General features: G+C 71.5%; 24 protein-coding genes and 2 pseudogenes. 10 read left to right on the forward strand and 16 right to left on the reverse strand.

From position 1 onward, the window contains the following. Positions 1 to 329: 329 nt before the first annotated feature. Positions 330 to 1,781: an amidase gene (locus ACZ6BG_RS30930; RefSeq protein WP_469007691.1), complete on the reverse strand. Its 1,452-nt coding sequence runs from the start codon at positions 1,779 to 1,781 to the stop codon at positions 330 to 332. Between the two features lie 472 nt (positions 1,782 to 2,253). Here ACZ6BG_RS30930 and ACZ6BG_RS30935 point away from each other — a divergent pair, with 472 nt between their 5' ends. From ACZ6BG_RS30935 to ACZ6BG_RS30945, 3 genes are all read left to right on the forward strand, one after another. Then, on the forward strand, positions 2,254 to 2,895 hold the full coding sequence (locus ACZ6BG_RS30935; protein ID WP_469007530.1) for a hypothetical protein: 642 nt from the start codon (positions 2,254 to 2,256) through the stop codon (positions 2,893 to 2,895). A gap of 80 nt (positions 2,896 to 2,975) precedes the next feature. Then, positions 2,976 to 3,611 (forward strand): DUF6629 family protein, encoded by a 636-nt coding sequence (locus tag ACZ6BG_RS30940; RefSeq protein WP_469007531.1) that lies wholly within the window; start codon positions 2,976 to 2,978, stop codon positions 3,609 to 3,611. A gap of 6 nt (positions 3,612 to 3,617) precedes the next feature. After that, on the forward strand, positions 3,618 to 3,809 hold the full coding sequence (locus ACZ6BG_RS30945) for a hypothetical protein (RefSeq protein ID WP_469007532.1): 192 nt from the start codon (positions 3,618 to 3,620) through the stop codon (positions 3,807 to 3,809). On the opposite strand, the gene ACZ6BG_RS30950 is transcribed toward ACZ6BG_RS30945, so the two are convergent. Continuing rightward, on the reverse strand, positions 3,796 to 4,197 hold the full coding sequence (locus tag ACZ6BG_RS30950) for a winged helix-turn-helix transcriptional regulator (RefSeq protein WP_469007533.1): 402 nt from the start codon (positions 4,195 to 4,197) through the stop codon (positions 3,796 to 3,798). The genes ACZ6BG_RS30945 and ACZ6BG_RS30950 overlap by 14 nt on opposite strands. On the opposite strand from ACZ6BG_RS30950, the gene ACZ6BG_RS30955 reads away from it, so the two are divergent. The 3 genes from ACZ6BG_RS30955 to ACZ6BG_RS30965 all read left to right on the forward strand — a co-directional run bounded on the left by ACZ6BG_RS30955 (position 4,196) and on the right by ACZ6BG_RS30965 (position 5,695). Beyond that, positions 4,196 to 5,077, forward strand: a complete 882-nt coding sequence (locus tag ACZ6BG_RS30955) for an NAD(P)-dependent oxidoreductase (RefSeq protein ID WP_469007534.1) — start codon at positions 4,196 to 4,198, stop codon at positions 5,075 to 5,077. The two genes, ACZ6BG_RS30950 and ACZ6BG_RS30955, sit on opposite strands and share 2 nt — an antisense overlap. 145 nt (positions 5,078 to 5,222) lie before the next feature. After that, the gene (locus ACZ6BG_RS30960; RefSeq protein WP_469007535.1) at positions 5,223 to 5,420 is read left to right on the forward strand and encodes a hypothetical protein; all 198 of its coding nucleotides are present in this window, start codon (positions 5,223 to 5,225) and stop codon (positions 5,418 to 5,420) included. Between the two features lie 14 nt (positions 5,421 to 5,434). Further along, positions 5,435 to 5,695, forward strand: a complete 261-nt coding sequence (locus ACZ6BG_RS30965; protein WP_469007536.1) for a hypothetical protein — start codon at positions 5,435 to 5,437, stop codon at positions 5,693 to 5,695. Positions 5,696 to 5,826: 131 nt separating this feature from the next. Here ACZ6BG_RS30965 and ACZ6BG_RS30970 read toward each other — a convergent pair whose 3' ends face one another. Both ACZ6BG_RS30970 and ACZ6BG_RS30975 read right to left on the reverse strand, forming a co-directional pair. Then, positions 5,827 to 7,416: an alpha/beta hydrolase gene (locus tag ACZ6BG_RS30970; protein WP_469007537.1), complete on the reverse strand. Its 1,590-nt coding sequence runs from the start codon at positions 7,414 to 7,416 to the stop codon at positions 5,827 to 5,829. Positions 7,417 to 7,456: 40 nt separating this feature from the next. Further along, positions 7,457 to 7,843 (reverse strand): DUF4190 domain-containing protein, encoded by a 387-nt coding sequence (locus ACZ6BG_RS30975; protein ID WP_469007538.1) that lies wholly within the window; start codon positions 7,841 to 7,843, stop codon positions 7,457 to 7,459. Between the two features lie 195 nt (positions 7,844 to 8,038). On the opposite strand from ACZ6BG_RS30975, the gene ACZ6BG_RS30980 reads away from it, so the two are divergent. Together ACZ6BG_RS30980 and ACZ6BG_RS30985 are read left to right on the forward strand one after the other, a co-directional pair. Beyond that, positions 8,039 to 9,265, forward strand: a complete 1,227-nt coding sequence (locus tag ACZ6BG_RS30980) for a sensor histidine kinase (RefSeq protein WP_469007539.1) — start codon at positions 8,039 to 8,041, stop codon at positions 9,263 to 9,265. Further along, positions 9,262 to 10,017 carry a response regulator transcription factor gene (locus tag ACZ6BG_RS30985; RefSeq protein ID WP_469007540.1) on the forward strand — a complete coding sequence of 252 codons (756 nt, stop codon included), beginning with the start codon at positions 9,262 to 9,264 and terminating at the stop codon, positions 10,015 to 10,017. Before ACZ6BG_RS30980 ends, ACZ6BG_RS30985 begins: the two co-directional genes overlap by 4 nt. 94 nt (positions 10,018 to 10,111) lie before the next feature. Here the strand turns inward: ACZ6BG_RS30985 and ACZ6BG_RS30990 are convergent. Continuing rightward, a pseudogene (locus ACZ6BG_RS30990) lies at positions 10,112 to 10,276 on the reverse strand (pirin family protein); the annotation flags it as partial. A 180-nt stretch (positions 10,277 to 10,456) separates the two neighbouring features. On the opposite strand from ACZ6BG_RS30990, the gene ACZ6BG_RS30995 reads away from it, so the two are divergent. Further along, positions 10,457 to 11,197: a class I SAM-dependent methyltransferase gene (locus ACZ6BG_RS30995; protein ID WP_469007541.1), complete on the forward strand. Its 741-nt coding sequence runs from the start codon at positions 10,457 to 10,459 to the stop codon at positions 11,195 to 11,197. A 64-nt stretch (positions 11,198 to 11,261) separates the two neighbouring features. Here the strand turns inward: ACZ6BG_RS30995 and ACZ6BG_RS31000 are convergent. The 6 genes and pseudogenes from ACZ6BG_RS31000 to ACZ6BG_RS31025 all read right to left on the reverse strand — a co-directional run. Then, a pseudogene (locus ACZ6BG_RS31000) lies at positions 11,262 to 11,531 on the reverse strand (IS5/IS1182 family transposase); the annotation flags it as partial. 141 nt (positions 11,532 to 11,672) lie between these two features. Continuing rightward, entirely contained in the window at positions 11,673 to 12,182 is a 510-nt protein-coding gene (locus ACZ6BG_RS31005) for an OsmC family protein (protein ID WP_469007542.1), read from the reverse strand. A gap of 91 nt (positions 12,183 to 12,273) precedes the next feature. Beyond that, positions 12,274 to 12,903: a peptide deformylase gene (gene def, locus ACZ6BG_RS31010; protein ID WP_469007543.1), complete on the reverse strand. Its 630-nt coding sequence runs from the start codon at positions 12,901 to 12,903 to the stop codon at positions 12,274 to 12,276. Then, complete coding sequence (locus ACZ6BG_RS31015) at positions 12,900 to 13,739, reverse strand: alpha/beta hydrolase family protein (RefSeq protein WP_469007544.1); 840 nt, start codon at positions 13,737 to 13,739, stop codon at positions 12,900 to 12,902. The genes def and ACZ6BG_RS31015 overlap by 4 nt, the downstream gene beginning before the upstream one ends. Before the next feature lie 56 nt (positions 13,740 to 13,795). After that, positions 13,796 to 13,954 (reverse strand): hypothetical protein, encoded by a 159-nt coding sequence (locus ACZ6BG_RS31020; protein ID WP_469007545.1) that lies wholly within the window; start codon positions 13,952 to 13,954, stop codon positions 13,796 to 13,798. 271 nt (positions 13,955 to 14,225) lie between these two features. Next, positions 14,226 to 15,059 (reverse strand): alpha/beta fold hydrolase, encoded by an 834-nt coding sequence (locus ACZ6BG_RS31025; RefSeq protein ID WP_469007546.1) that lies wholly within the window; start codon positions 15,057 to 15,059, stop codon positions 14,226 to 14,228. A 238-nt stretch (positions 15,060 to 15,297) separates the two neighbouring features. Between ACZ6BG_RS31025 and ACZ6BG_RS31030 the strand changes: the two genes are divergently transcribed. Continuing rightward, on the forward strand, positions 15,298 to 15,537 hold the full coding sequence (locus ACZ6BG_RS31030) for a hypothetical protein (protein WP_469007547.1): 240 nt from the start codon (positions 15,298 to 15,300) through the stop codon (positions 15,535 to 15,537). Positions 15,538 to 15,608: 71 nt separating this feature from the next. On the opposite strand, the gene ACZ6BG_RS31035 is transcribed toward ACZ6BG_RS31030, so the two are convergent. The 5 genes from ACZ6BG_RS31035 to ACZ6BG_RS31055 all read right to left on the reverse strand — a co-directional run bounded on the left by ACZ6BG_RS31035 (position 15,609) and on the right by ACZ6BG_RS31055 (position 20,419). Continuing rightward, positions 15,609 to 16,718 carry an FAD-dependent monooxygenase gene (locus ACZ6BG_RS31035; RefSeq protein WP_469007548.1) on the reverse strand — a complete coding sequence of 370 codons (1,110 nt, stop codon included), beginning with the start codon at positions 16,716 to 16,718 and terminating at the stop codon, positions 15,609 to 15,611. A 191-nt stretch (positions 16,719 to 16,909) separates the two neighbouring features. After that, on the reverse strand, positions 16,910 to 17,032 hold the full coding sequence (locus ACZ6BG_RS31040) for a hypothetical protein (RefSeq protein ID WP_469007549.1): 123 nt from the start codon (positions 17,030 to 17,032) through the stop codon (positions 16,910 to 16,912). A 211-nt stretch (positions 17,033 to 17,243) separates the two neighbouring features. Beyond that, positions 17,244 to 17,819: an NADPH-dependent FMN reductase gene (locus ACZ6BG_RS31045; RefSeq protein WP_469007550.1), complete on the reverse strand. Its 576-nt coding sequence runs from the start codon at positions 17,817 to 17,819 to the stop codon at positions 17,244 to 17,246. 151 nt (positions 17,820 to 17,970) lie between these two features. Continuing rightward, on the reverse strand, positions 17,971 to 19,428 hold the full coding sequence (locus tag ACZ6BG_RS31050; protein ID WP_469007551.1) for a benzaldehyde dehydrogenase: 1,458 nt from the start codon (positions 19,426 to 19,428) through the stop codon (positions 17,971 to 17,973). Positions 19,429 to 19,579: 151 nt separating this feature from the next. Continuing rightward, positions 19,580 to 20,419, reverse strand: a complete 840-nt coding sequence (locus ACZ6BG_RS31055) for an alpha/beta fold hydrolase (protein ID WP_469007552.1) — start codon at positions 20,417 to 20,419, stop codon at positions 19,580 to 19,582. Between the last annotated feature and the right edge of the window lie 41 nt (positions 20,420 to 20,460).

Raw genomic sequence — 20,460 nt, forward strand, 5'->3', positions numbered from 1 at the left:
GGAGTCGAGGCTGTCCGCGGCCGCCGACCAGGCAAGATCGACTACGGCGCCGGTCGTCCAGGATCCGATGGTGACGATCAGCGCGTAGGCGACCGCGCTGCGCCAGGTGACGGTCATGTCACGCTCTTCCGTTGATGGGCTGATGGATCATCGTGCGGCGATCCGTGGTGCCGCGACATGACGGGACCCCGGCAGGGTCTTCACCTTGCCGGGGCCAGGAGGACCGGAGTCTTCACCCGCAGCAGGACCGGGCTGAACGGCATCGGGTGCGGAGGGGGATCTCACCGTGATCCGCACCTCGCCCTCGACGGACACTCAAGCAGTACGCACTACTTCGGCGCCTGGAAGCCGCCGATCTTCCGCTCAAGCCGTTCGGCCAGCCACAGTGGAGTGCGATCCTCGAACATCGGACCGATGAGCTGCACTCCCACCGGCAGGCCCTCGGCGGACCGGCCCGTTGGTACGGCGGTGGCGGGCAGACCGGGCATAGTGGCCAGACCGGCCCAGACGAGCTGGTCGAAGTACGGGTACCCGACGCCGTCGATGTCGATCCGGCGTTCCCTCGGATCGGGGTTGTGGTCGTGCGGGAACGCGGGAGTGGGCGTGATGGGACACACCACGGCGTCGAACTCGGCGAAGAATCGGCGCCAGCCGTGGCGGTGGAGCTCGCGACGGCTGTTCGCCTCGATCCAGTCGCTGTGGCTGCACACCATGCCGCGCAGCATCGCCGCGTCGAGGCTCTGGTCGTCGGCGCTCAGTGCGGCGGCGCGGGCCTGCAGTTGCTCGTACGCTTCGACAGGGAAACGTGCGACGGAGCCCGAGAACAGCAACTGCCTGTAGAGCATGGCGGCTTCGGTCAGATCGGGCAGCAGCGGACTGTGCCGTTCGACGCGGGCGCCCCCGTCGACAAGCGCGTCGGCCACCCGGCCCACACCCTCCCGCACGGCGGCCCCGGTCGGAATGAGCGGATGCTCGTCGAGGACCAGGACCCGGAAGTCGCGGAGCCGTTCGTGGCGGGCGGGCGGCAGCGTCAGGCGGTACGCCGCGCCGAGCGTCAGCGGGTCAGGTCCGGCCATGACGTCGAGCAGGAGCGTGAGGTCGCGAGCGGTGCGCGCCATCGGACCGACGACCGCGAGGTCGTGCTCGACCGGCAGGGCCGGCCCGGGCGGCGGGACCATGCCGCGGCTCGCCACGAGGCCGAGTGTGGGCTTGTGCGCGTAAATGCCGCAGAAATGCGCGGGGGTGCGCAACGAACCGGCGATGTCGGAGCCGATGGACAGCGCGCCGAATCCGGACGCCAGGGCCGCCGCCGAGCCGCCGGAGGACCCGCCCGACGTACGACGGTGGTCCCACGGGTTGTTGGTGGTGCCGTAGATCTCATTGAAGGTCTGTATGTCTTGCAGCCCCAAGGGCACATTGGTCTTCCCGAGCACCACCGCGCCCGCGGCCTTCAGCCGCGACACCTGCACCGCGTCCTCGGCGGGCACGAAGTTCCGGTGCGGCGGCATACCCCAGGTCGTGGGCAGCCCCGCGATGTCGTACGACTCCTTGACCGTTACCGGAATGCCCAGCAGAGGCCGGTCCTCACCGCGAGAGCGCGCCCGGTCGGCACCGCGCGCGGCTGCCCGCGCACGGTCGAAGTCCGGCACACAGATCGCGTTGATCGCATCGTCGTCCCGCTCGATACGGGCGATCGCCTCATCGGTCAGTTCCGCGGAAGTCACTTCACCGGCACGCAAGGCAGTCGCGATTTGATCTGCTGTCGAGAAATTCCACTCCATGAATCCGACCGTACGGACCCATGGAGGAAGGCACGAAATACCGCTTCGCACAACGGGATGGCTGTGTCCATAGTCATCTGCCGGCGTGACCGCCGCGTCGCGCCGGACTTCTGCCCACCACACTCTTCTCTTGCAGATATTCCCTCAACGGTTCCCGTTGAGTTCGCGCACGGCAGGCCTGAGTCGGAGCCACTTTCGAGGCGCTGACTGCGCTTTCGTACACCGCACTTCTTGCACATCGCCGGATTTCATCTCACCTTCCGCCCACACCTGCGGATCGGTCGAAGTGAGCGATGGCCGCTTCGTTGTCGGTCGCCGAGTCATCGGGTCTTGGCCGCGGCGGTCAGGGCCGCTGGCCGAGCTCAACCGCCGGTTGGCCGACCGCTGTACGGTTCTCGGCCACACCGAGCACGAGGACTAAGAAGCCGAGCATCTGCCCGGCGAGCGGGTCACCGCTCTGCTGGCCGCCCTGGTGGAAAAGTCGATCCTGACCTGGGTGCCCACCGGGGACGGGGAGCGGTACCGGATGCTGGACACCATCCGGGAGTACGGCGCCCACTGGCTGCACGCTCTGGGTGAGCAGGACGCGCTGCGCCGCCGGCACCGGGAACACTACCTGCGCCTGGCCGAGGAAGGAGACGCCACCTGGATCGGGCCCGACCAGTTCGCCTGGTACGACCGCATGCCCACCGAGCACGACAACCTGCGCGCCGCACTGGAGTTCTCCCTGGCTCAGCCGAACGGCCAGGGAGCGCTGGAACTGGCCGGGGCACTGTGGTTCTTCTGGTACGGCTGTGGCTTTCCCCAGGAGGGCCGGCACTTCCTGGACCGGGCGCTGGCCGTCGACACCGCCCCCGGTCCGGCCCGGGTGAAGGCTCTTTTCGCCTGCAGCCAGACACTCCTGGTCCTGGGTGACCGCACCGCGATCGAGGCCCGCGCCGCCGAGTGCACCGCCATCGCCGTGGTGACCGAGCTGCGGGCGGCGGCGCTGCGCGCCGACCCTGCGCCCTCTCCCCACCCGACTGACCGCCACCCGCCTCGATCCCCCGTCCGATCACCGACGCCATCGGCACCATCCCGCGGAGGAGGGTGCGGTGGGTGCACGCGGCGGTGAAGCAGTCGGCTCGCGCGCGCGGGCCCGCCCCGGCGAAGCCCGGCGTGCTCCGACACCAGGTCGGCCGTAGCGTTGCTGCCATGTGCTGGAGCGCGACGGCCGACCTCGTGGCGGGCGCGGGCATCGCGGTCGTGGGGGTCGCCTCGGTGACCCTGGCGGCCCGACGGCCCCGTGACCTGCCGCTGGCCGCGCTGCCGCTCGTCCTGGGGGCACACCAGATCATCGAGGCCGCCGTCTGGCACAACGACGGCGGCACCGGGCCCGCCACTCTCGCCTGGGCCGTCATCGCGCTCCCGCTCCTTGCGCTGTGGGTACCGGCGGCCGTGCTGTGCGCCGCGCAGCCGAGCGCCCGCCGCCGTCTGCTCATCCCCCTGGCGGCGGGGGCCGCGACGGCGGCGGCGCTCGCCCACGCGCTGGCGACCCGCACCGTGACGGCCGAGATCCGTGGGCACACCGTCGGCTACTCCCTGGGGCTGCCGCAGACGGAGCTGATCGTCGTCGGCTACCTCTTCGCCACCATCGGCTCCCTGCTCCTGTCCGGCGACCGGGGCCTCGTCCAGTTCGGCGTCCTGGTCGCCCTCGGGGCCGCGGTGTCCGTCGTGCTGTGGCGGCAGGAGTACGTCTCGACGTGGTGCGCGTTCGCCGCCGTGTGTTCGGTGGTCCTGCTGCTCTGGGTCAGGAGGCGCCGTCCGCCCGTCGGGGGCAAGGAACTGTAGCCGCGCATGGCCGGGACGTGGGAGGCGGCGCGCGATCACGACCCGGACGCTCTCGGTGCCCCATCGGATCCCGCACCCGGCGAGCGGCCCGTCGATCTGCCACTCGCCGTCGGCGTGCCGCGGCAGGCCGCGAAGGCCGAGCCGGGAGGGGCCGGTCGGCACGTACCTGAAGGTACGTACTTGATCAAGGACCGGTGACCGGGAAGTCTTGTTGAAGCGCGCCAAGACCGTCGTCCGACTCCGCCCCTGTCCTCGCGGCCAGGTGGTCCCTACCCCAGGCTGAGAGCAGTTCCAGCAGTTCGTAGAGGTGACGGCCCCGCTCGGTCAGTGAGTACTCGACCCGGGGCGGCACCTCGTCGTAGTCCTCCCGGTGCACGATCCCGTCGGCCTGGAGCTCGCGGAGCTGCTGCGTCAGCACCTTCTCGCTGATGCCGGTGACCAGCCGCCTGGTCTCACCGAAGCGGCGCGGACGCTCGGAGAGCGCCCACATGACGAACGACTTCCACTTGCCCTCGAACACCCCGACGGCCACACCCATCCCGCACGTGTGCGGATCGGTCACCGTCACGACCTCGGAGTTCCCCATGCCCGCGTTCCCCATGTCCGCTTCCCCCGTCACCGTTCTCGGCCTGGGCCCGATGGGCCGGGCCCTGGCCTCCGCGTTCCTGGCCGCGGGCCATCCCGCAACCGTCTGGAACCGTACCCCTGGCCGGGCGGACGCCCTGGTGGAGAACGGCGCCGTCGAGACCACGACCGCCGCCGAGGCGATCGCGGCGAGCGACCTCGTGGTGATCTGCGTGCTGGACCACGACGCCGTCCGTGCCGTCATCACCCCGCACGCCGCCGCGCTCAAGGGCCGCACCCTGGTCAACCTCACCGCCGGTACCCCCGACGACGCCCGCGCCACCGCGGAGTGGGCGAACGCGCACGGCATCGGCTACCTCGACGGCGCGATCATGGTCCCGACGTACCTCGTCGGCGGCCCGTCCACCCTGGTCCTCCACAGCGGCCCGGCCGACCTGTACGAACGCCACCAGCACACCCTCCAGGCCATCGGCGGCACCTGCGTGTACCTGGGCGCCGACCCGGGCCGCGCGGGAGCGCACGACGTCGCGCTGCTCGACGTCTTCTGGACGGCACTCACCGGCGTCGTCCACGCCTTCGCCCTCGCCGGGTCCGAGGGCGTCACCGCCGCCGAACTGGCCCCTTACGCCAAGGGAGTCGCTGGTCTCCTGCCCGATGTGATCGACGCGTTCGCCGAGCAGGTCGACAGCGGCGGCTACCCTGCCGGGGGCTCCAACCTCCGCTCGGCGACGGCGATCATGTCCCATGTCCTTGAGGCCTCGCGCAGTCGCGGCGTCGACAGCACGGTCATCTCCGCCGCCCATGACATCGCCCGCCGGGGCATGGCGGCCGGCTACGCGGACGACTCCTACGCCCACGTCGCCGAACTCCTCCGCGACTGAACCCGCCCTTCGGCCAGGACGGGCACCGCCGTTGGCCCGACGAACTCGCCCGCCGCCTGGCCTCCCTGCCGGGCCGGGACTTCGACGTCGTTTCGTCGGCCGTGGCCGGTTCAAGGAAGAGGAGTCCCCGGACGAAGCCGAGGCGGTGACTGGGGCGGTGATGTCGTGGCTGCCGCGCACGGCCACGACGGCCGGGCGCTGGCTCGAACCCGGCTACGGGCGGCCGAACCGGCCCGATCCCGATCTCGCCGTCCTGGCATCGGCGGAAGAGGCCGACTCGTGGCTGCGGGTGCACCTGGACAACTGGATGGGGCGGCGTCGTTCGCCGCCCACGTACCCGTAAAGCAGGCCGCGTTCATGGCCGACTCCCAGCTCCCGTGGGGCGTCGACGCGCTCGGTGGGGCGGTTTCCGAACCGGCCTGGCAGTCCAAGCCGTCCTGGTACCCGGTGGCCACCGACGACCGGATGATCCTGCCGCCCGCCCAGCGGGCCATGTCCGAGCGGGCCGGCGCGATCGTCGCCGAGACCCCGGGCAGCCACGCCGTCCACGTCTCCTGCCCGGCCGTCGTGGCCGCCGTCATCGCGCAGGCCGCCGAGGGCCCGGGCGGCCGGTCCTAGCGGTCGCGCGCCCGCGGCCCGCCGGGGGCGTTTCCGCCCGGCGGGCCGCCGCGTGGCGGACGATCCCCTCGGGGAGGCTGGTCGCCGGCCGGGACAAGACGATCCCGCCCGCGGCCGAACGCTGGATCCGCCTACTGCCCGGCAGACGCTCGGCAGGTCAGGTCCTTGGCCGGGAGCCTGCCTGTGGTCAGGTAGACCGTGGCGCTCCTGTCCGCGCAGGAGTTGGTGCCGTGGACGATGTGCCCCTCTCCCCCGGCGACGGTGACCATACGGGAGCCGCGCAGGGCCCGGTGCATGGCCCGGGCGTCGGCCAGGGGGGTCTGGGAGTCCCACTCGTTCTGCACGATCAGCACTCTGCTGCTGTTGTCCACCCTGGTCGCGGGCTCGCTGCCCGGCGTCCAGAAGGCGCACGGCTTGATGGTGGACGCGAAGTCGCCGTACAGCGGATACCGGGCCCTGTCGCGGATGGCGTCCCTGCGGTACTGCTCGGGATCGCGGGGCCACGATGCGCGGGTGTCGGCGCACAGGACGGTCCAGGCGCCCGCGGCCTCGTTGTCCGGGGGAACGTCGCGGCGTGACGCCGACGGGGCGGGGGCCGGGGCCGGCCGGGGCGTGCCTGACGGGTTCGGCTTCCCGCCCTCGGCCGTCCGCTTCAGCCCGGCGATCCATTCGGCGGCCTCCTTGGCGCGGAAGAACTTGGCGCGCCCGGCGCGGATGCCGTCGCCGGTGAGGGGGGTGCCGTTGTCGTCGATGGGTCTGCGGTCGGCCCGGGCGACCAGGTCCCAGAAGGTCCCGCGGACCTGGGCCGGGGTGCGGCCCAGGTGGTACGTCGTGTGTCGCCGGGCGGTCCATGCGCTCCACCGCGTGAAGGCGGGCTCGGTCGCCTGCGCCATGCTCCGGAACATGCCACGCCCGTACTGCGCCGGGGCCACCGCGCTGTCCAGTACGAACCGGTCGGCGCGCCGGGGGAACATCTGCGTGTAGACGGCACCGAGGTAGGTGCCGTACGAGAAGCCGAGGTAGGAGATCTTCTTCTCGGCCAGCACGGCACGGATGACGTCCATGTCGCGTGCGGTGTTGCGGGTGGTGAGGTGCCGCAGCCTGTCGCCCTCCCGGGCCCGGCACTTGGCGGCCACCGCGCGTGCCCACCGCACGTCCTTCGCGAAGGTCCCGGCCCGGTACGCGGGCTCCGCGTCCTGCTCCTCGCGCGTCAGCCCGCAGCCGACGGGAGAGCTCCGCCCGATCCCCCTCGGGTCGAATCCGATGAGGTCGTAATGCCTTTTCACCGCCGGGGCGAGGCTCAGCTCCGGTCCGACCGGCAGATTCAGTCCCGGCCCTCCGGGGCCGCCCGGGTTGAGCAGCAGAACACCGCGACGCTCCTTCGCACTGTCTGCCCTCAGCCGGGATATCGCGATGCCGATCCGCGTTCCGCCGGGATCGCTGTAGTCCAGGGGCACTTGGACGGTCGCGCACTGAAAGGCGGCGGGGCTTTTCGCGTCGCAGCGCTGCCAACGGGGCTTCTGCTGCGTGTAATTCCGCAGCGCGTCCTTCGACGCGGAGACCCGAGCCGAGGAAGCCGAAGAGGCCGAGGAAGCCGAGAAAGCTGAAGAAGTCGCTGATGCTGAAGAAGTCGGGGGAAAGGTCGTCCGGGGTGTCAGCGCCGGGACGAAGGTCGCCGCGATGCCGATGGCCAGGAGGGCGACTGCTCGCCCATTTCGCACGTTGCGCACAGTGGTACTCGTCCTCGTTCCTGGTCGCCGGTCACTCACCGGAGAGCTGCTGGCGGACGCATTGCGTGTACTGGTGGAAGCTGTCGGGCTGGTAGCACTCCTGTGTCTCGTTGGCGTACCAGGCCATGAAGACGGCGGCCAGGACGGCCACCACGATCGCGAGGGCCGATGCCACCAGGCCGGTGATGGCCTTGCCGCGGCCGGTGCCGGCCGGTCCCGCCTTCGCCAGGGCGACGATGCCCACGACCAGGCCGATCACGCCGAGCAGACCGCCGATGAAGAAGATCGAGGTGCTCAGGCTGACGATGCCGAGGACCACGGCGGGCCCGGCCGCGCCGTTCCGGCCGGCCGGAGGCCGTCCGGAACGGCTGGAGCCCAGGGGGCCGGGGAAATACGGGTCCGTTGTGTGATTCGCCACTGTCGGTGCTGTCGGCACTGTCTGTATCCCTGGCGTGCTCTTGGATTGCGTGTTCATCGGCCGTCCTCCGGTCAACTGGTCAGGCCCCGATCCTGACTTCCGGAGCCCGGTACGCACATCGCGGTAAGGCGGGAAATGGGGCTCCCTCGATCGGGGGAGGCCGTCGTGGAGCGACCCGGTCATACTGGCCGAATCATGATCAGGGGAATCCGGCCGCTGCTGAGCGGCTCCACGTATTCGGGCATGCTGTTCGCCTATTGCGGCGCTTTGGCGAGCCTTCCGTTGCTGCCTTTCGCGATGCTGCCGACGCTGGTGCTGCCATCCGTTCCCTATGGCGTGCTGCTGGTGGCGGGCCTGCTGGTCTGGGCGGCGGCGATCGGCTCGGTCGGTCTTGCCCGCAGCACGCGGCGGGCGTTGATCGCCTTCGCCCGCCGGCTGCTGAAGGTGTCGTTGCCGGACCCGGCGGCCGCGGTGTCCTCGGGCGCCGACCGCTGGCGGACGCCGCTCTGGCTGGTGCTGCACGTGGCGCTGGGGTGGACGGGGGCGCTGACGAGCGGACTGCTGCTCCTCGCGGGCCTGACCCTGCCGCTCGGCGCCGAGGCGGGGCTGAGCCTCTTCGGCCAGTCGGTGCGGGTGGACCGGGTCTGGAGCTGGGTGGTGGCGCTCTGCTGCCTGCTGCTTGCGGCGGTCGTGTGCGCGGTGGTGACGAGAGTGCTGCGGTGGCTGGCGCCCAGGCTCCTCGGGCCGTCGTCGGCCGAGCGGCTCGCCCTGGCGGCGGAGCGCGAGCAGGCGCTGGCCGAACGCAACAGGCTCGCCCACGAGCTGCACGACTCGATCGGCCACACGTTGACGGCGACCACGATCCAGGCCGCGGTGGCGGGCGAAGTGCTCTGCGCCGACCCGGTGGCCGCACAGGCTGCGCTGCGCAGCATCGAGGAGTCGTCCCGGGCCGCGCTGGAGGACCTGGACTACGTCCTGGGCGTGCTGCGCGAGCAGAAGGCGGAGACGGCGCCCACCCGGACCCTGGCGGACCTGCCCGAGCTCTTCGACCGGTTGCGGCACGCGGGCGCGGTGGTGGAGCCGGAGATCTCGGGCGAGCCTGCCCAGGCGCAGGGGACGCTCTCCAGGGCGGCGTACCGGATCCTGCAGGAGGGGCTGACGAACGCGCTGCGGCACGGGGCCGGTGGTCCGATCCAGGTGCGCGTGGCGGCCGCGCCGGACGCGCTGGAGCTCGGCGTGGTCAACCGGACAGGGGCGAGCACGAGTTCCGGCACGGGCCCGGGCGCCTTCCCGACGTCCGGGCACGGCCTGCCCGGCCTTGCCGAGCGCGTGCGGCTGCTGCACGGCGAGATCGAGGCGGGCCCGGACGGGCCGGGGCACTGGCGGCTGGCGGTGCGGCTGCCCGTACGGTTGTCGGCATGAGCACGTCCGGAATGAGCGGCTCCGGCACGCGCCCCGCCCCCGCCCCAGTCACCCTCCTGATCGCGGACGACGACGAGGTGACCCGCAGCGGTCTGCGCACGTTGCTCGCGGCACGGCCGGGGATCACGGTGGTCGGTGAGGCCGCCGACGGCGTCGAGGCGGTCGAGCAGGCGCGGCTGCTGCGGCCGGACGTGGTCCTGATGGACGTGCGGATGCCGCGTCGCAACGGGATCGAGGCGACCCGGCAACTCCTCGCCGAGTCGGCGGATCCGACGGATCCGGTCAATGCGGCAGGCGCGGGCGGTGGGGCCGGTGCGGGCCAACCGCCGAAGGTCGTGGTGATCACCACCTTCGAGAACGACGACTACGTCACCGCCGCGCTCAGCGCGGGAGCCAGCGGGTTCGTGCTCAAGCGGCTTCCGGTCGGGCAGATCGCGGAGGCGGTACGGGTGGTGGCGGCGGGGGAGGCGATCCTCTTCCCCGCGGCACTGCGCCGGATGGTCGCGGCCCGCCCGCTGGGCTCCGCCGAGGCGTTGCCGAAGGCGGCGCTGACGGGGCGGGAGGAGGAGGTGCTGCGCTCGATGGCCACGGGCCTGTCCAACCCGGAGATCGCCGCGTCGCTCTCGGTGAGCCTGGAGACGGTGAAGACGCACGTAGGGAACGTGCTGACCAAGCTCGGCGCGCAGAACCGCACCCACGCGGTGGTGATCGCGTACGAGTCCGGTCTGGTGGTGCCGGGGTTCACGGGCTGACGCGCGACATGGCCCGCGTGATCGCCACTCCGGCGTTCCTGGAGATCCCCCCCCCAGACTGGAATCCCAGCCGACGTCGGCACGTCCGCCCAGCTCAGCGCGCCCTCCCCCGCGGCTTCAACGCCATCGGCGGCAGCTCGGCGGCAGCCAGCGGCGCCCCGTCGTACCCCTTCACCTCACCGAACCGCGACCCCGTCATCCAATCCGCCCGCGCCCGCTCGCTGTCCTCCTGGGTCCGCCCGATGAAGTTCCGCCACATACCTAATCATCGGAGCGTTTTCGAAGCTCAGGGCCACTTCAGCCCTCAGGGGTGGTCATCAAGATGTCAGCATCAGCCTCGAAGGGGTCGGCATCGCACGGAACCGTAGGCACTGATGCGGGGGCCGCCAGTGCCCTAATCGTGTTGACCGCCCCCGGCAGGCAGTGCTGGAGTCGGCACGTGGACAGCATCCCCGCCAACCGGCGGCTCTGGAACCAGATCAGCAGCGCCTACCAGCACAGGCACGACCCGCGCATCGGCGCCACACCCCGGCTGTGGGGCATGTACTCCATCCCCGACGCGCACCTGCGCGCCCTGGGCGACGTCACCGGCAAGCGCGTCCTCGAACTCGGCTGCGGCGCCGGCCAGTGGTCCAGGGCCCTCGCCGCCGAAGGCGCCACGGTGGTCGGGCTCGACCTGTCCGAAGCCCAACTCGCCGCAGCGGCACGCGCGATGGGAGCGGCCCGCTACCCGCTGGTGCAAGGCGCCGCCGAACAACTCCCCTTCGCCGCCGAAAGCTTCGACCTGGTCTTCTGCGACTTCGGTGGGCTCAGCTGGGCGCCCCCGCACCTGGCCGTCCCGCAGGCCGCACGCGTCTTGGGCCCAGGCGGGCGCCTGGTGTTCAACGTCGCCAGCCCCTGGTTCGAAGCCTGCTACGACGAAGCCGCCAGCCGCGTGACCACGACACTGCAGCAGGACTACTTCGGGCTGAACACCATCGCCGAAGACGACGGCGCGACCAGCTATCAGCTCACCTACGGCGACTGGGTCAAGGTCCTGCGCGGCGCGGGTCTCATCATCGACGACCTCATCGAGCCGCGGCCCGAACCCGGAACACCCAACGGCTACAACGAAACCGACCCACCCGACTGGGCACACCGCTGGCCGGCGGAACTGCTCTGGGTAACCCACAAACCGTAGGCTCCGCCGCGCCGACACGTGAGGGCATTCCCCCGCCGGGCAGGCCTGGGGCCCGCCCGGCTGATCATGGACGGAGCCAGAGCCGGATCGAGGCGAGGGCGATGGTCCCGTGGAAAACGTAGGCGCGTTTGTCGCAGCGTGTGGCCACGACCCGGAAGTTCTTCAACGCGTTGATCGTCCGCTCCACTTCGTTCCCGCGTTCGCAGCTCGTCTTGTCGAAGCCGGCAGGCGGTCCGCCCCTGCTGCCGCGTCTCTTGCGGTGGGCCCGCTGGTCTCGGGGCTCGGCAATGGTGTGCTTGATCTGGCGACGTCGCAGGCAGCGGCGGCTCGGGCGGAGCCGGGCGGTGCCTTCGACGTGAAGGTCGGCACGGCCGTCACCGCGGGGAGCCAGGGCAGCAACGCACGCGGTGCTGTGGTGAAGGGCTCCTGCGCCAGGGCGTGATGGTTCGCGCGGAGAAGTGACTGCGCGGTGTGGTCAGGTGTGAGGCCCGTCGGGGTGGTGCTCTGGCGCAGGGATGGTGGTGATGTGGGTCGGGGAGGTCAGTGTCCGGTGGACGGGGCACTTTTCGGCTATGGCGCTGAGACGCTGGCGCTGTTCGTGGCTGAGGTCTCCGACGAGCCTGATCTCCCGGGTGATGTGGTCTCCGGGCCCGCCCGCGGTGCGGTCGGCGACGGGGACGCGCTCGTGGCGCAGGGAGACGGTGACATGGTCCAGCGGCCACCCTTTGCGCTCGGCGTACATGCGTACCGTCATCGACGTGCAGGCCCCCAGGGCGGAGAGCAGGAGGCGGTAGGGGTCGGGGCCGCTGTCGGCGCCGGCCGGCTCGGGTTCGTCGGCGACCAGCACGTGGCGCCCGGTGGTGACGCGCTGCCCGTAGCGGCCGACGCCGCTCTCGGCCACGACCACCAGGCCATCGTCGCCTGGAGTCGCGGAGTCCGGGTGTGCGAGGTGCTGTTCGGCGGTGGTGCTGAGGTTGTGGGCCATGATTCCTCTTCAAATCGGGACGGTCTGTCGACTGGAGGGGGTCTTTGCCCTTTCCGCACGTGTCGGCGGCCGCGCCGCGACGGCAGGTGCGTCAGGTGCGCAGGGAGCGCGCTCGCGCTTCGCGTTCGGCCAGGATCGCCGTGCGGCGCTCGATGGACTCCTGGAGGGCGTGGGCGCGTTGGGCCGAGGTGAGGTGGTCGATGTAGAGGGTGCCGTCCAAGTGGTCGGTCTCGTGTTGCAGGCAGGTGGCGAACAGGCCCTCGCCCTCGACGGTGAGGGCATCGCCGTTCTTGTCCTGGCCGTGGACGAGCACCCGGCCGGGGCGGGCGAGATCGTGAGGAGTGGCGCCCGGGACCGAGAGACAGCCTTCCTTGGCGCTCGTAGGGTGCGCGCTCGGATCCGTCTTGACGACGGGATTGCAGAGGTGTCCGATGTGACGCTGCCCGTCGTCGCCCGGGCAGTCGTAGACGAAGACCTGGAGGTCGACGCCTACTTGATTCGCGGCCAGTCCCACGCCGCGGGCCGCGTGCATCGTGAAGAACATGTCGTCGATGAGGCCGGCCAGCTCAGGGGTGCCGAACTCCGTGACGTTGGCGCAGCGCCGGTGCAGGACCGGCTCGCCGGCCCCGGTGATGGGCCGGTAGGTGCCACGCAGGGCTTCCGCGGGCAGAGAGCGTTCCGCCCGGTCTGTGGGGGCAGCGCCTGCCCGGGGTGCGGTCATGGCGTGTGACGCCCTTTCGTGCCGATGGGTGAGGCGTTGTCGCGGGATGGTGTGCGGGGCGCGGCGGCGGGGATGTCGGTGTAGCGGCTGGCCCAGGCGGCGAGTACCGCGGCGGCGTAGTCGGCGTCCGCGCGGGCGGTGAGCAGGTGGTCCGCGTTCGGGAGGGCGACGTAGGACTTGGGGTGGCGGGCGGTGTCGAAGATGTGCCGTGCGTTGTCGACGGCGACGACTTGGTCGGACGGGGAGTGCATGACGAGCAGGGCCGCGTCGAGGGATCGGACGCGCTGCTCCTGCGGCTGCCGGACGAGGTCCTCGACGAAGTCACTGCTGACGCGGACCGTACGTCCGGACAGGCGGGCCTCGGCCTGGCCGCGCTCGGCGAGCTGGGTGCGGTAGTCGCCGAAGAGGCGGGTGACATGAACGGGGGCGGCGGGGGCGCCGATCGTCGCCACCGCCCGCACCTCGGGAACGCGGTGGGCGGCGGCGAGCGCGGCTGTACCGCCGAGGGAGTGGCCGATCAGGACGGTCGGTGCTCGGTGGTGTTCGCGCAGGTGGTCGGCGGCGCGCACGAGGTCCTCCACGTTGGAGCTGAAGGTCGTGTCGGCGAAGTCGCCGCCGGACTGTCCGAGCCCGGTGAAGTCGAAGCGGAGCACCGCGATTCCGTACGAGGTCAGCGCTTTGGAGATCCGGCTGGCGGCGTGGCTGTCCTTGCCGCACGCGAAGCAGTGCGCGAACACCGCGTACGCGCGGGGCCGGTCCGCCGGGAGTTCCAGGCGCGCCGCGAGCGGGTCGCCCTGCGAGCCGGTGAAGGTGACATGTGTGCTGGCCGTGGTCACCGCGTTCGTCCTTTCCTGGTCGGCTGCCCTAGCGGGTGCGGGGCAGCGAGTGCCGCTCAGGCAGCGGGGGCGGCCCGCCGGCGCTGTTGGGTGAGGTCGATGAGGCCGTCCAGGAAGTCGCGCAGGAGGCCTTCGGCGATCTCGTCGGCGGTGAAGGCACCGGTGTCGTCGAAGCGGCTGTGGGGCGGGAAGACGGTGACTTCGCGGTGGGCCACGACAGGGGTGTGGGTGCGGTGGAGCACCTGGCGCAGGACGAGATGGCGGCGGGCCGTGCCAGGCTCTTCAGGGCGCGGAGCGGGCCGGTGTCGCGGGAGTGGCGCCGCAGGCTTCCGGACAGCGCGAGGAAACGCAGGTCGCGCATGACAGGGGTGTCTTTCGGGTCGCGTGAGGACCGGGAGCACGAGGTGGAAGACCTGCCCGGTGGGCTGAGGGGTGTGCCCACCGGGCAGGCGTGGTGCGCCCGGTGCTGGTCCGTGGCGGGGCAGGTCATCGGGTGGCGCGATAGGCCCGCTTGATGATCTCGGTGACGGTGCCGGGGTGGCTGACCATCACGGCGTGGGAGCTGTTGACCTCAGTGGTGCGGGCGCCCGCGCGCTTGGCCATGAAGCGCTCCAGGCTCGGCGCGATGGCCTTGTCCTGCTTGGCGACCAGAGCCCAGGAGGGGATGGTCTTCCACGCGGCGTTCTTGGCGGGCTCGCCGAATGCCTCCGCCGCGATGGGGCGCTGCGCGGCGGCCATGAACCGGGCGGTGCGAGCCGGGACGTCGGCGGCGAACGCGGCGGTGAACTTCTGGGGGTCCAGGGTGACTTCGGTGCCGGTGCTGCCGTCGGGCCGGGTGTACTGGAAGGTCTGCTGCGGCAGCGCGGGCACCGACGGGTCGTGGTGCTGCTCCAGGAGGCCGCCGAGGGCCTCGCCCTTGTCGGGGGCGAACGCGGCGACGTAGACCAGGGCCTTGACGTCAGGGATCTTGGTGGCGGCGTTGGTGATGACAGCGCCGGCGTAGGAGTGGCCGACCAGGATCTTCGGCCCCTTGACGCCCTTCAGCAGACCCGTGAGGTAGGCGCTGTCGTAGTGCAGCCCGCGCAGCGGGTTGGACACCGCCTGTACGGGGAAACCCTGGTGCCGCAGCCGGGACGCGGTCTGCTCCCAGCCGGAGGCGTCGGCGAACGCGCCGTGCACGAGCACCACCGTCGGCTTGGCCTGCTTCGCCGCCGACTTGGCGGGGTCGGCGTCCGCGTGCACTACGGGCACGGCGGCGGTGATGACGGCCACAGCGGCGCCGGCGACTGCGGCGGCACGGGTGCGCTTAAGGGTGTTCATGACGTTCCTTCGTTGACAGGGCGGCGAGGCGCCGCGTAGCGAACCAATCAGGAGACACATCCCGCCTTGCGGCGGGGACTTGACACAGGGAGGGCCTTGGCTGGCCCGGCGTGCCGTCCGATGTGGAAGATCTTGCTGCACCACTTACGTTACAGTCAAGTCATGTAACGAAACTTGCTCGGATCGCTGGCGGCGTCCGCCGAAGCCGCACGATCCGTGCTGCGACAACCCGCGCGCCATGGCGCTGCACGGGACCTTCATGGCCGAGGCCGAACGCGAGCCGGACCCGGTCTCCCCCGCCGACCTCGACGCCGCCGTCCCCCACTGTCACGGCAGCCACTGCGGCGGCTACCTGCGCACTGGCCGGCACACGCCGCACGACCTGACCGGGCGCATCGTCGCTCCCCTGTGGCCCGCCCCGCGTACGAGCGTCCCGGCGAAGCCGCGACCGGCTCATAGCGGACCTGGCCACCGGTGATCGCCGCCCGCCCGCCTGACGCCACGCCAAGCCACGCCGCGCCGCGCCGCGCCGCGCCGCGCCACGGAGCGCTACGGCACGTCGTGCAGAGGAGCATGGTTGGCTCGCACGAGGCGTTCTGCGCCGAAGCGGAGGGTGAGGTTGCGCACGGGCGAGGGAAAGTTGCGGGTCCTGTCGCGGCGGTGGTTCTGCTTGATGACCCACTCGACACGGTCCTTGCGCCGTGCCTGGTAGGCGGTCAGAGCCGTGCCGAGGGACTCGGGGCTCGCCGTGCTGAGCAGGTCGGCCAGCACGAGGGCGTCCTCGATGGCCATCGCTCCGCCCTGGGCCGTGCTGGGTGAACAGGCGTGGGCCGCATCGCCGATCAGCACCACGTGCGGGCGTACCCAGTCCGTTACGCTGATCTCCACCAGCGGCGCGAAGTACGCGCCCTCCGCTTGTTCCAGCAAGGATCGGACCGGACCGGCGAACTCAGCGAAGAGGGACCGCCAGTCACCGGCCGGAGGCACGGAATGTGCGCTGTTGATGTCGGCGTAGCAGTAGACCAGCTCACGGGTCAGGGGGACGGTCAAGAAGGTACGGCCCCTGCTGCCCAGTCGCACGGTCCAATCGGTGCTCCCGGCGTTGCCTTGCGTCTGCTTGGCGATGAACCTCCAGCAGACCTGCCCCAGGAAACGCGGCTCAGCCGGGGAGAACACGGTGCGGCGCACGGCGGAGTTGACACCGTCAGCGCCGACGACGAGATCGTACGTCTGCTGTTCTCCGCCTGCGAACGTGACGGTTCCCTCGTCGCTGATGCCGGTCACGGCGGTGGCGAGCCGTATCGGCGTGGCGACGAGCGAGGAGCACAACATGGCGTGCAGTTCACTGCGGCTGATCGCAAGGCAGCCGCCCACCTCGCCCCAGATCCTGGACAGGGAGATCTGCGCCAGGATGCGGCCGCGGTGGTCGAGCATCCGCTGCCGCGTCACGGGGCGTGCCCGCCCGGCGAGCTGTTCGCGCAGCCCCAGCTGGTTCAGCGCGCGCACCGCGTTGGCGGGTAGATACAGCCCGGCTCCTGCGGAGCGCAGTTCGCCGTCACGCTCCACCACGTCGGCGCTCATGCCCTGGGCTTCCAGGGCCCGGGCCAGGGACAGGCCCGCGATCCCGGCACCGACGATGAGTATGCGAAGTTCTGCCATGCTGAATTCCTTGATCCTTGCTGTGGCGATGCGGGTCCCGCGCCCGCTCCAGGCTCGCGTGCGAGGCGGAGGCCGGACATGTCCGTGCCGGCCGCCGGCACCCGGGTGTCCGCGACGAACTTCCGCGCGGTGCCTTGACCGTCAGCGCCGCTCGGGTGTTCACCGTGCGGGTGGACACCACAGCGGCCTTCTCACGGATGTGCCGGGGCTGGGGTGGTGTCGATGAGCGGGCCCTCGGTGAGGGCGCGGTGGACCAGGCAGTGCTCGGCGAGGGCCATTGAGCCGTCGGCGCTGATCGGCGTCTCGCTGGCCACGACGAGTCCGGCCTTTGCTGGGCCCTTGCTGCAGGTGGAGGCAGCGCGTGCGGAGCGCGTACGTGTCGGGGCAGGCCCGCCTTCTCCAGGCGCGGCGCTGGCGGTGTGTCTGGAGGTCCCGGGACTGAGGAGTGCGCCCTGGGTCCGTTCACCACCCCCTGCCCGGTGGCTTCTTCGGCCAGGGCGGGGGCGAGTCGGTGTCGGGGCGGTGTCAGATGGCGTCGGCGGGGGCGTGGAGGTCGGTCAGGACGACCAGTTCGGCCAGCAGCGCGCGCAGCAGGTTCTCGGTGATGTCGTCACCGCTGAAGGTTCCGTCGGCGTTGAAGCGCCGGTGGGACTGGAAGACGGTGACCTCCGGGTGGGCCACCACGGGGGCCTGGATGCGGTGCAGGATCTGGCGCAGGACGAGCTGGCCGCGGGCGGTGCCGAACTGCGACGGTGACGCGCCCAGGACGGCCACGGGCTTGCGGTGCAGTGCGTGCTGTCCGGAGGGGCGTGAGAGCCAGTCGAGGGCGTTCATCAGCACGCCGGGGATGGCGGAGTTGTACTCGGGGGTGGCGATGATGACGCCGTCGGCTTCCCGTACGCGGCGGCGCAGGTCGGCGACGGCGGCGGGTTCGGGTCCTTCCTCGAGGTCCTCGTTGAAGAAGGGAAGCCGCCCCAGTCCCTCGTGGAGGTCGATGGTGACGCCGTGCGGCGCGAGGTGCTGCACGGCGCGCAGCAGGCCGGTGTTGTGGGAGGAGCTGCGCAGGCTGCCGGAGAGGGCGAGGAAGGTCAGGTCGGACATCGCGGAGGGCCCTTCGGGGATGCGGGGTCGGGCTGGAGGGCAGGGGGCCGGTCCGGCACCAGGGGCGGTGCCGGACCGCCGGATGTGGCGGCCGTGGCGGCGTGCGCCCGCGGGGCAGCGGGTGCACGCGCTCAGGCCGACTTGGGCTGGGTCAGATCGGGTAGACGGGCTGGGAGGCGCGGACGGTGATCCAGCGGGTCTCGGTGAAGGCGTCGATGTTGGCCTCGCCGCCGAAGCGGGCGCCGGTGCCGGACCAGCCGACGCCGCCGAAGGGGATGAGGGCGTCGTCGTTGATGGTCTGGTCGTTGATGTGCACCAGACCGCTCGGGATGCGCTCGGCCAGCTCGAGGCCGGTCATGACGTCACGGGTGAGGATGGCGAGCGAGAGGCCGTAGGCGTCGTCGGCGGCCAGCCGCGCGGCCTCCTCCAGGGTGGTGAACGTACGGACGGGCACGACGGGGCCGAAGACCTCCTCGGCGTAGGCCGGCGCGTCGTCGGGAACGTCGACGAGGACGGTGGGGCGGTAGAAGAGGTTGTCGTAGGTGCCGCCTGCCAGCAGCCGGGCGCCGGCGGCGATGCTGGTGGTGACCTGGGCGTGGATGGTGTCGCGCTGGTGGGCGTTGATGAGGGGGCCGAGGTCGACGTCGGAGGTGGCGGGGTCGCCGACGGTGAGCTGCTCGGCCTTGGCCGCCAGACGCGCGGTGAACTCCTCGGCGATGTCGGCGTGGACGAGGATGCGTCCGGTGGCCATGCAGACCTGGCCCTGGTTGAAGAAGGAGCCCCAGGCGACCGTGGACACGGCGCGGTCCAGGTCGGCGTCGGGGAGCACGATCATCGGGTTGTTGCCGCCCAGTTCGAGGTGTGCGCGCTTGACGCCCCGGGCCGCCGCCTCGCCGACCTTGCGGCCGGCCCCGGTGGATCCGGTGAAGGAGATGACGCGCACGTGCGGGTCGTCGACCAGCGCGGCACCGGCTTCCCCGCCGCCGGGAACCAGGGTGAGCACGCCCTGCGGCAGGCCCGCCTCCTCGAAGATCCGCATGATGGTGACGCCGCCGCTCACCGCGGTGCGCGGGTCCGGCTTGAGGACCACGGTGTTGCCGAGCGCCAGGGCCGGGGCGACGGACCGGATCGCGAGGATCAGCGGTACGTTGAACGGCGAGATGACGCCGACGACTCCGGCGGGCATCCGGCGGGTCATGCTCAGCCGCGGCTCGGCGGAGGGCATGACCTGCCCGATCGGGTGCGAGCACAGCACGGCCGCCTCGTAGCACTCCTGTACGGCCTGGTCCGTCTCGAAGACGGCTCTGGCCCGCGTGCTGCCGCTCTCGCGGATCAGCCAGTCCTGGATCTCCGGCGCGGCAGCGGCGAACAGTTCACCGGCCCGCCGCAGTATGGCGGCGCGCTCGGTGTGCGTGGTGGCGGCCCAGGCGCGCTGGACCTCGGCCGCACGGGAGGCGGCACGGGCGATGTCGCTCCCGTCGGCGGATCCGACGTGCTCCAGGGTGTCGCCGGTCGAGGGATTGATGACGGCCGTCTTGCCGCCGGAGGCGTCCTGCCAGCCGTCGATGTTGATCTTTCCGGACCACAGGGCAGGGTCGAGCAGAGACATGGGGTTCCTCGGATTTCTCGGTCCGCCGGAGCGGGATGTGTGCGACTTCAGTGGGGCAGGGGCGGCCCGCCCGGTGGCCATGGGTTGGATGCCACCGGGCGGGCGCCGTCCGCGCGGCCGCGGGGGAGGGCTTCCGCGCGGAGCCTGGGGGTCAGCGGGTGGCGTGGTAGGCCCGGTTGATCACATCGCTGACGACGTCGGGGTGGCTGACCATGACCGCGTGCGAGCTGTTGACCTCGGTGATGTGGGCGTCGGCGCGCTTGGCCATGAAGCGCTCCAGGCTCGGGGCGATGGCGTGGTCCTTCTTGGCCACCAGCGCCCAGGACGGGATGGTCTTCCAAGCGGCCTGCTGGACGGGCTGGCCGAAGGCCTCGGCTGCGATGGGCCGCTGAGAGGCGGCCATCAGCGCCGCGGTCTTCGCGGGCACATCCGCGGCGAACGCGGCGGCGAACGCGGCCGGGTCGAGCATGACTTCGGTGCCGGTGCTCCCGTCGGGCCGGGTGAACTGCCAGGCCCGCTGCGGCAGCGGCGGGACGCCCGGGTCCGGGTGCTGCTCAAGGAGTCCGCCGAGCGTCTCGCCCTCGTCCGGGGCGAAGGCGGCGACGTAGACCAGCGCCTTCACGCCGGGGACGTCGGCGGCCGCGTTGGTGATCACGGCGCCGCCGTAGGAGTGCCCGACGAGGATCTTCGGACCCTCGACGCCTTGGAGCATGCCCTTCAGATACGCCGTGTCATAGTCCAGGCCCCGCAGCGGATTGGCCACCGCCTGGACCCCGAAGCCCTGGTGGCGCAGCCGGGCGGCGGTCTCCGTCCAGCCGGAGGCGTCGGCGAAGGCCCCGTGGACCAGCACCACGGTCGGCCTGGCCGCCGCCGTCTGCTGGTCCTGCGCCACCGCGGGCGCCGACGCCAGGGAGGCGAGGGAAGTGACGCGCGCCGTTGCGGCCGTAGGGACAGCGGACGCAGTGCGGTCCGGGTGCTTTTCAGTGCTCATGAGATTCCTTGCAGATTTCGTTCGGCAGGTGCCGGAATGGG

Source organism: Streptomyces sp. NPDC041205, from assembly GCF_055591765.1.

Bases quoted from the DNA above. Each gene is read 5' to 3' on its own strand.
- ACZ6BG_RS30930 (WP_469007691.1), bottom strand. From the start codon at position 1,781: ATGGAGTGGAATTTCTCGACAGCAGATCAAATCGCGACTGCCTTGCGT.
- ACZ6BG_RS30940 (WP_469007531.1), top strand. From the start codon at position 2,976: ATGTGCTGGAGCGCGACGGCCGACCTCGTGGCGGGCGCGGGCATCGCG.
- ACZ6BG_RS30945 (WP_469007532.1), top strand. From the start codon at position 3,618: ATGGCCGGGACGTGGGAGGCGGCGCGCGATCACGACCCGGACGCTCTC.
- ACZ6BG_RS30955 (WP_469007534.1), top strand. From the start codon at position 4,196: ATGCCCGCGTTCCCCATGTCCGCTTCCCCCGTCACCGTTCTCGGCCTG.
- ACZ6BG_RS30950 (WP_469007533.1), bottom strand. From the start codon at position 4,197: ATGGGGAACTCCGAGGTCGTGACGGTGACCGATCCGCACACGTGCGGG.
- ACZ6BG_RS30965 (WP_469007536.1), top strand. From the start codon at position 5,435: ATGGCCGACTCCCAGCTCCCGTGGGGCGTCGACGCGCTCGGTGGGGCG.
- ACZ6BG_RS30980 (WP_469007539.1), top strand. From the start codon at position 8,039: ATGATCAGGGGAATCCGGCCGCTGCTGAGCGGCTCCACGTATTCGGGC.
- ACZ6BG_RS30985 (WP_469007540.1), top strand. From the start codon at position 9,262: ATGAGCACGTCCGGAATGAGCGGCTCCGGCACGCGCCCCGCCCCCGCC.
- ACZ6BG_RS31005 (WP_469007542.1), bottom strand. From the start codon at position 12,182: ATGGCCCACAACCTCAGCACCACCGCCGAACAGCACCTCGCACACCCG.
- def (WP_469007543.1), bottom strand. From the start codon at position 12,903: ATGACCGCACCCCGGGCAGGCGCTGCCCCCACAGACCGGGCGGAACGC.
- ACZ6BG_RS31025 (WP_469007546.1), bottom strand. From the start codon at position 15,059: ATGAACACCCTTAAGCGCACCCGTGCCGCCGCAGTCGCCGGCGCCGCT.
- ACZ6BG_RS31030 (WP_469007547.1), top strand. From the start codon at position 15,298: ATGGCGCTGCACGGGACCTTCATGGCCGAGGCCGAACGCGAGCCGGAC.
- ACZ6BG_RS31035 (WP_469007548.1), bottom strand. From the start codon at position 16,718: ATGGCAGAACTTCGCATACTCATCGTCGGTGCCGGGATCGCGGGCCTG.
- ACZ6BG_RS31045 (WP_469007550.1), bottom strand. From the start codon at position 17,819: ATGTCCGACCTGACCTTCCTCGCCCTCTCCGGCAGCCTGCGCAGCTCC.
- ACZ6BG_RS31050 (WP_469007551.1), bottom strand. From the start codon at position 19,428: ATGTCTCTGCTCGACCCTGCCCTGTGGTCCGGAAAGATCAACATCGAC.
- ACZ6BG_RS31055 (WP_469007552.1), bottom strand. From the start codon at position 20,419: ATGAGCACTGAAAAGCACCCGGACCGCACTGCGTCCGCTGTCCCTACG.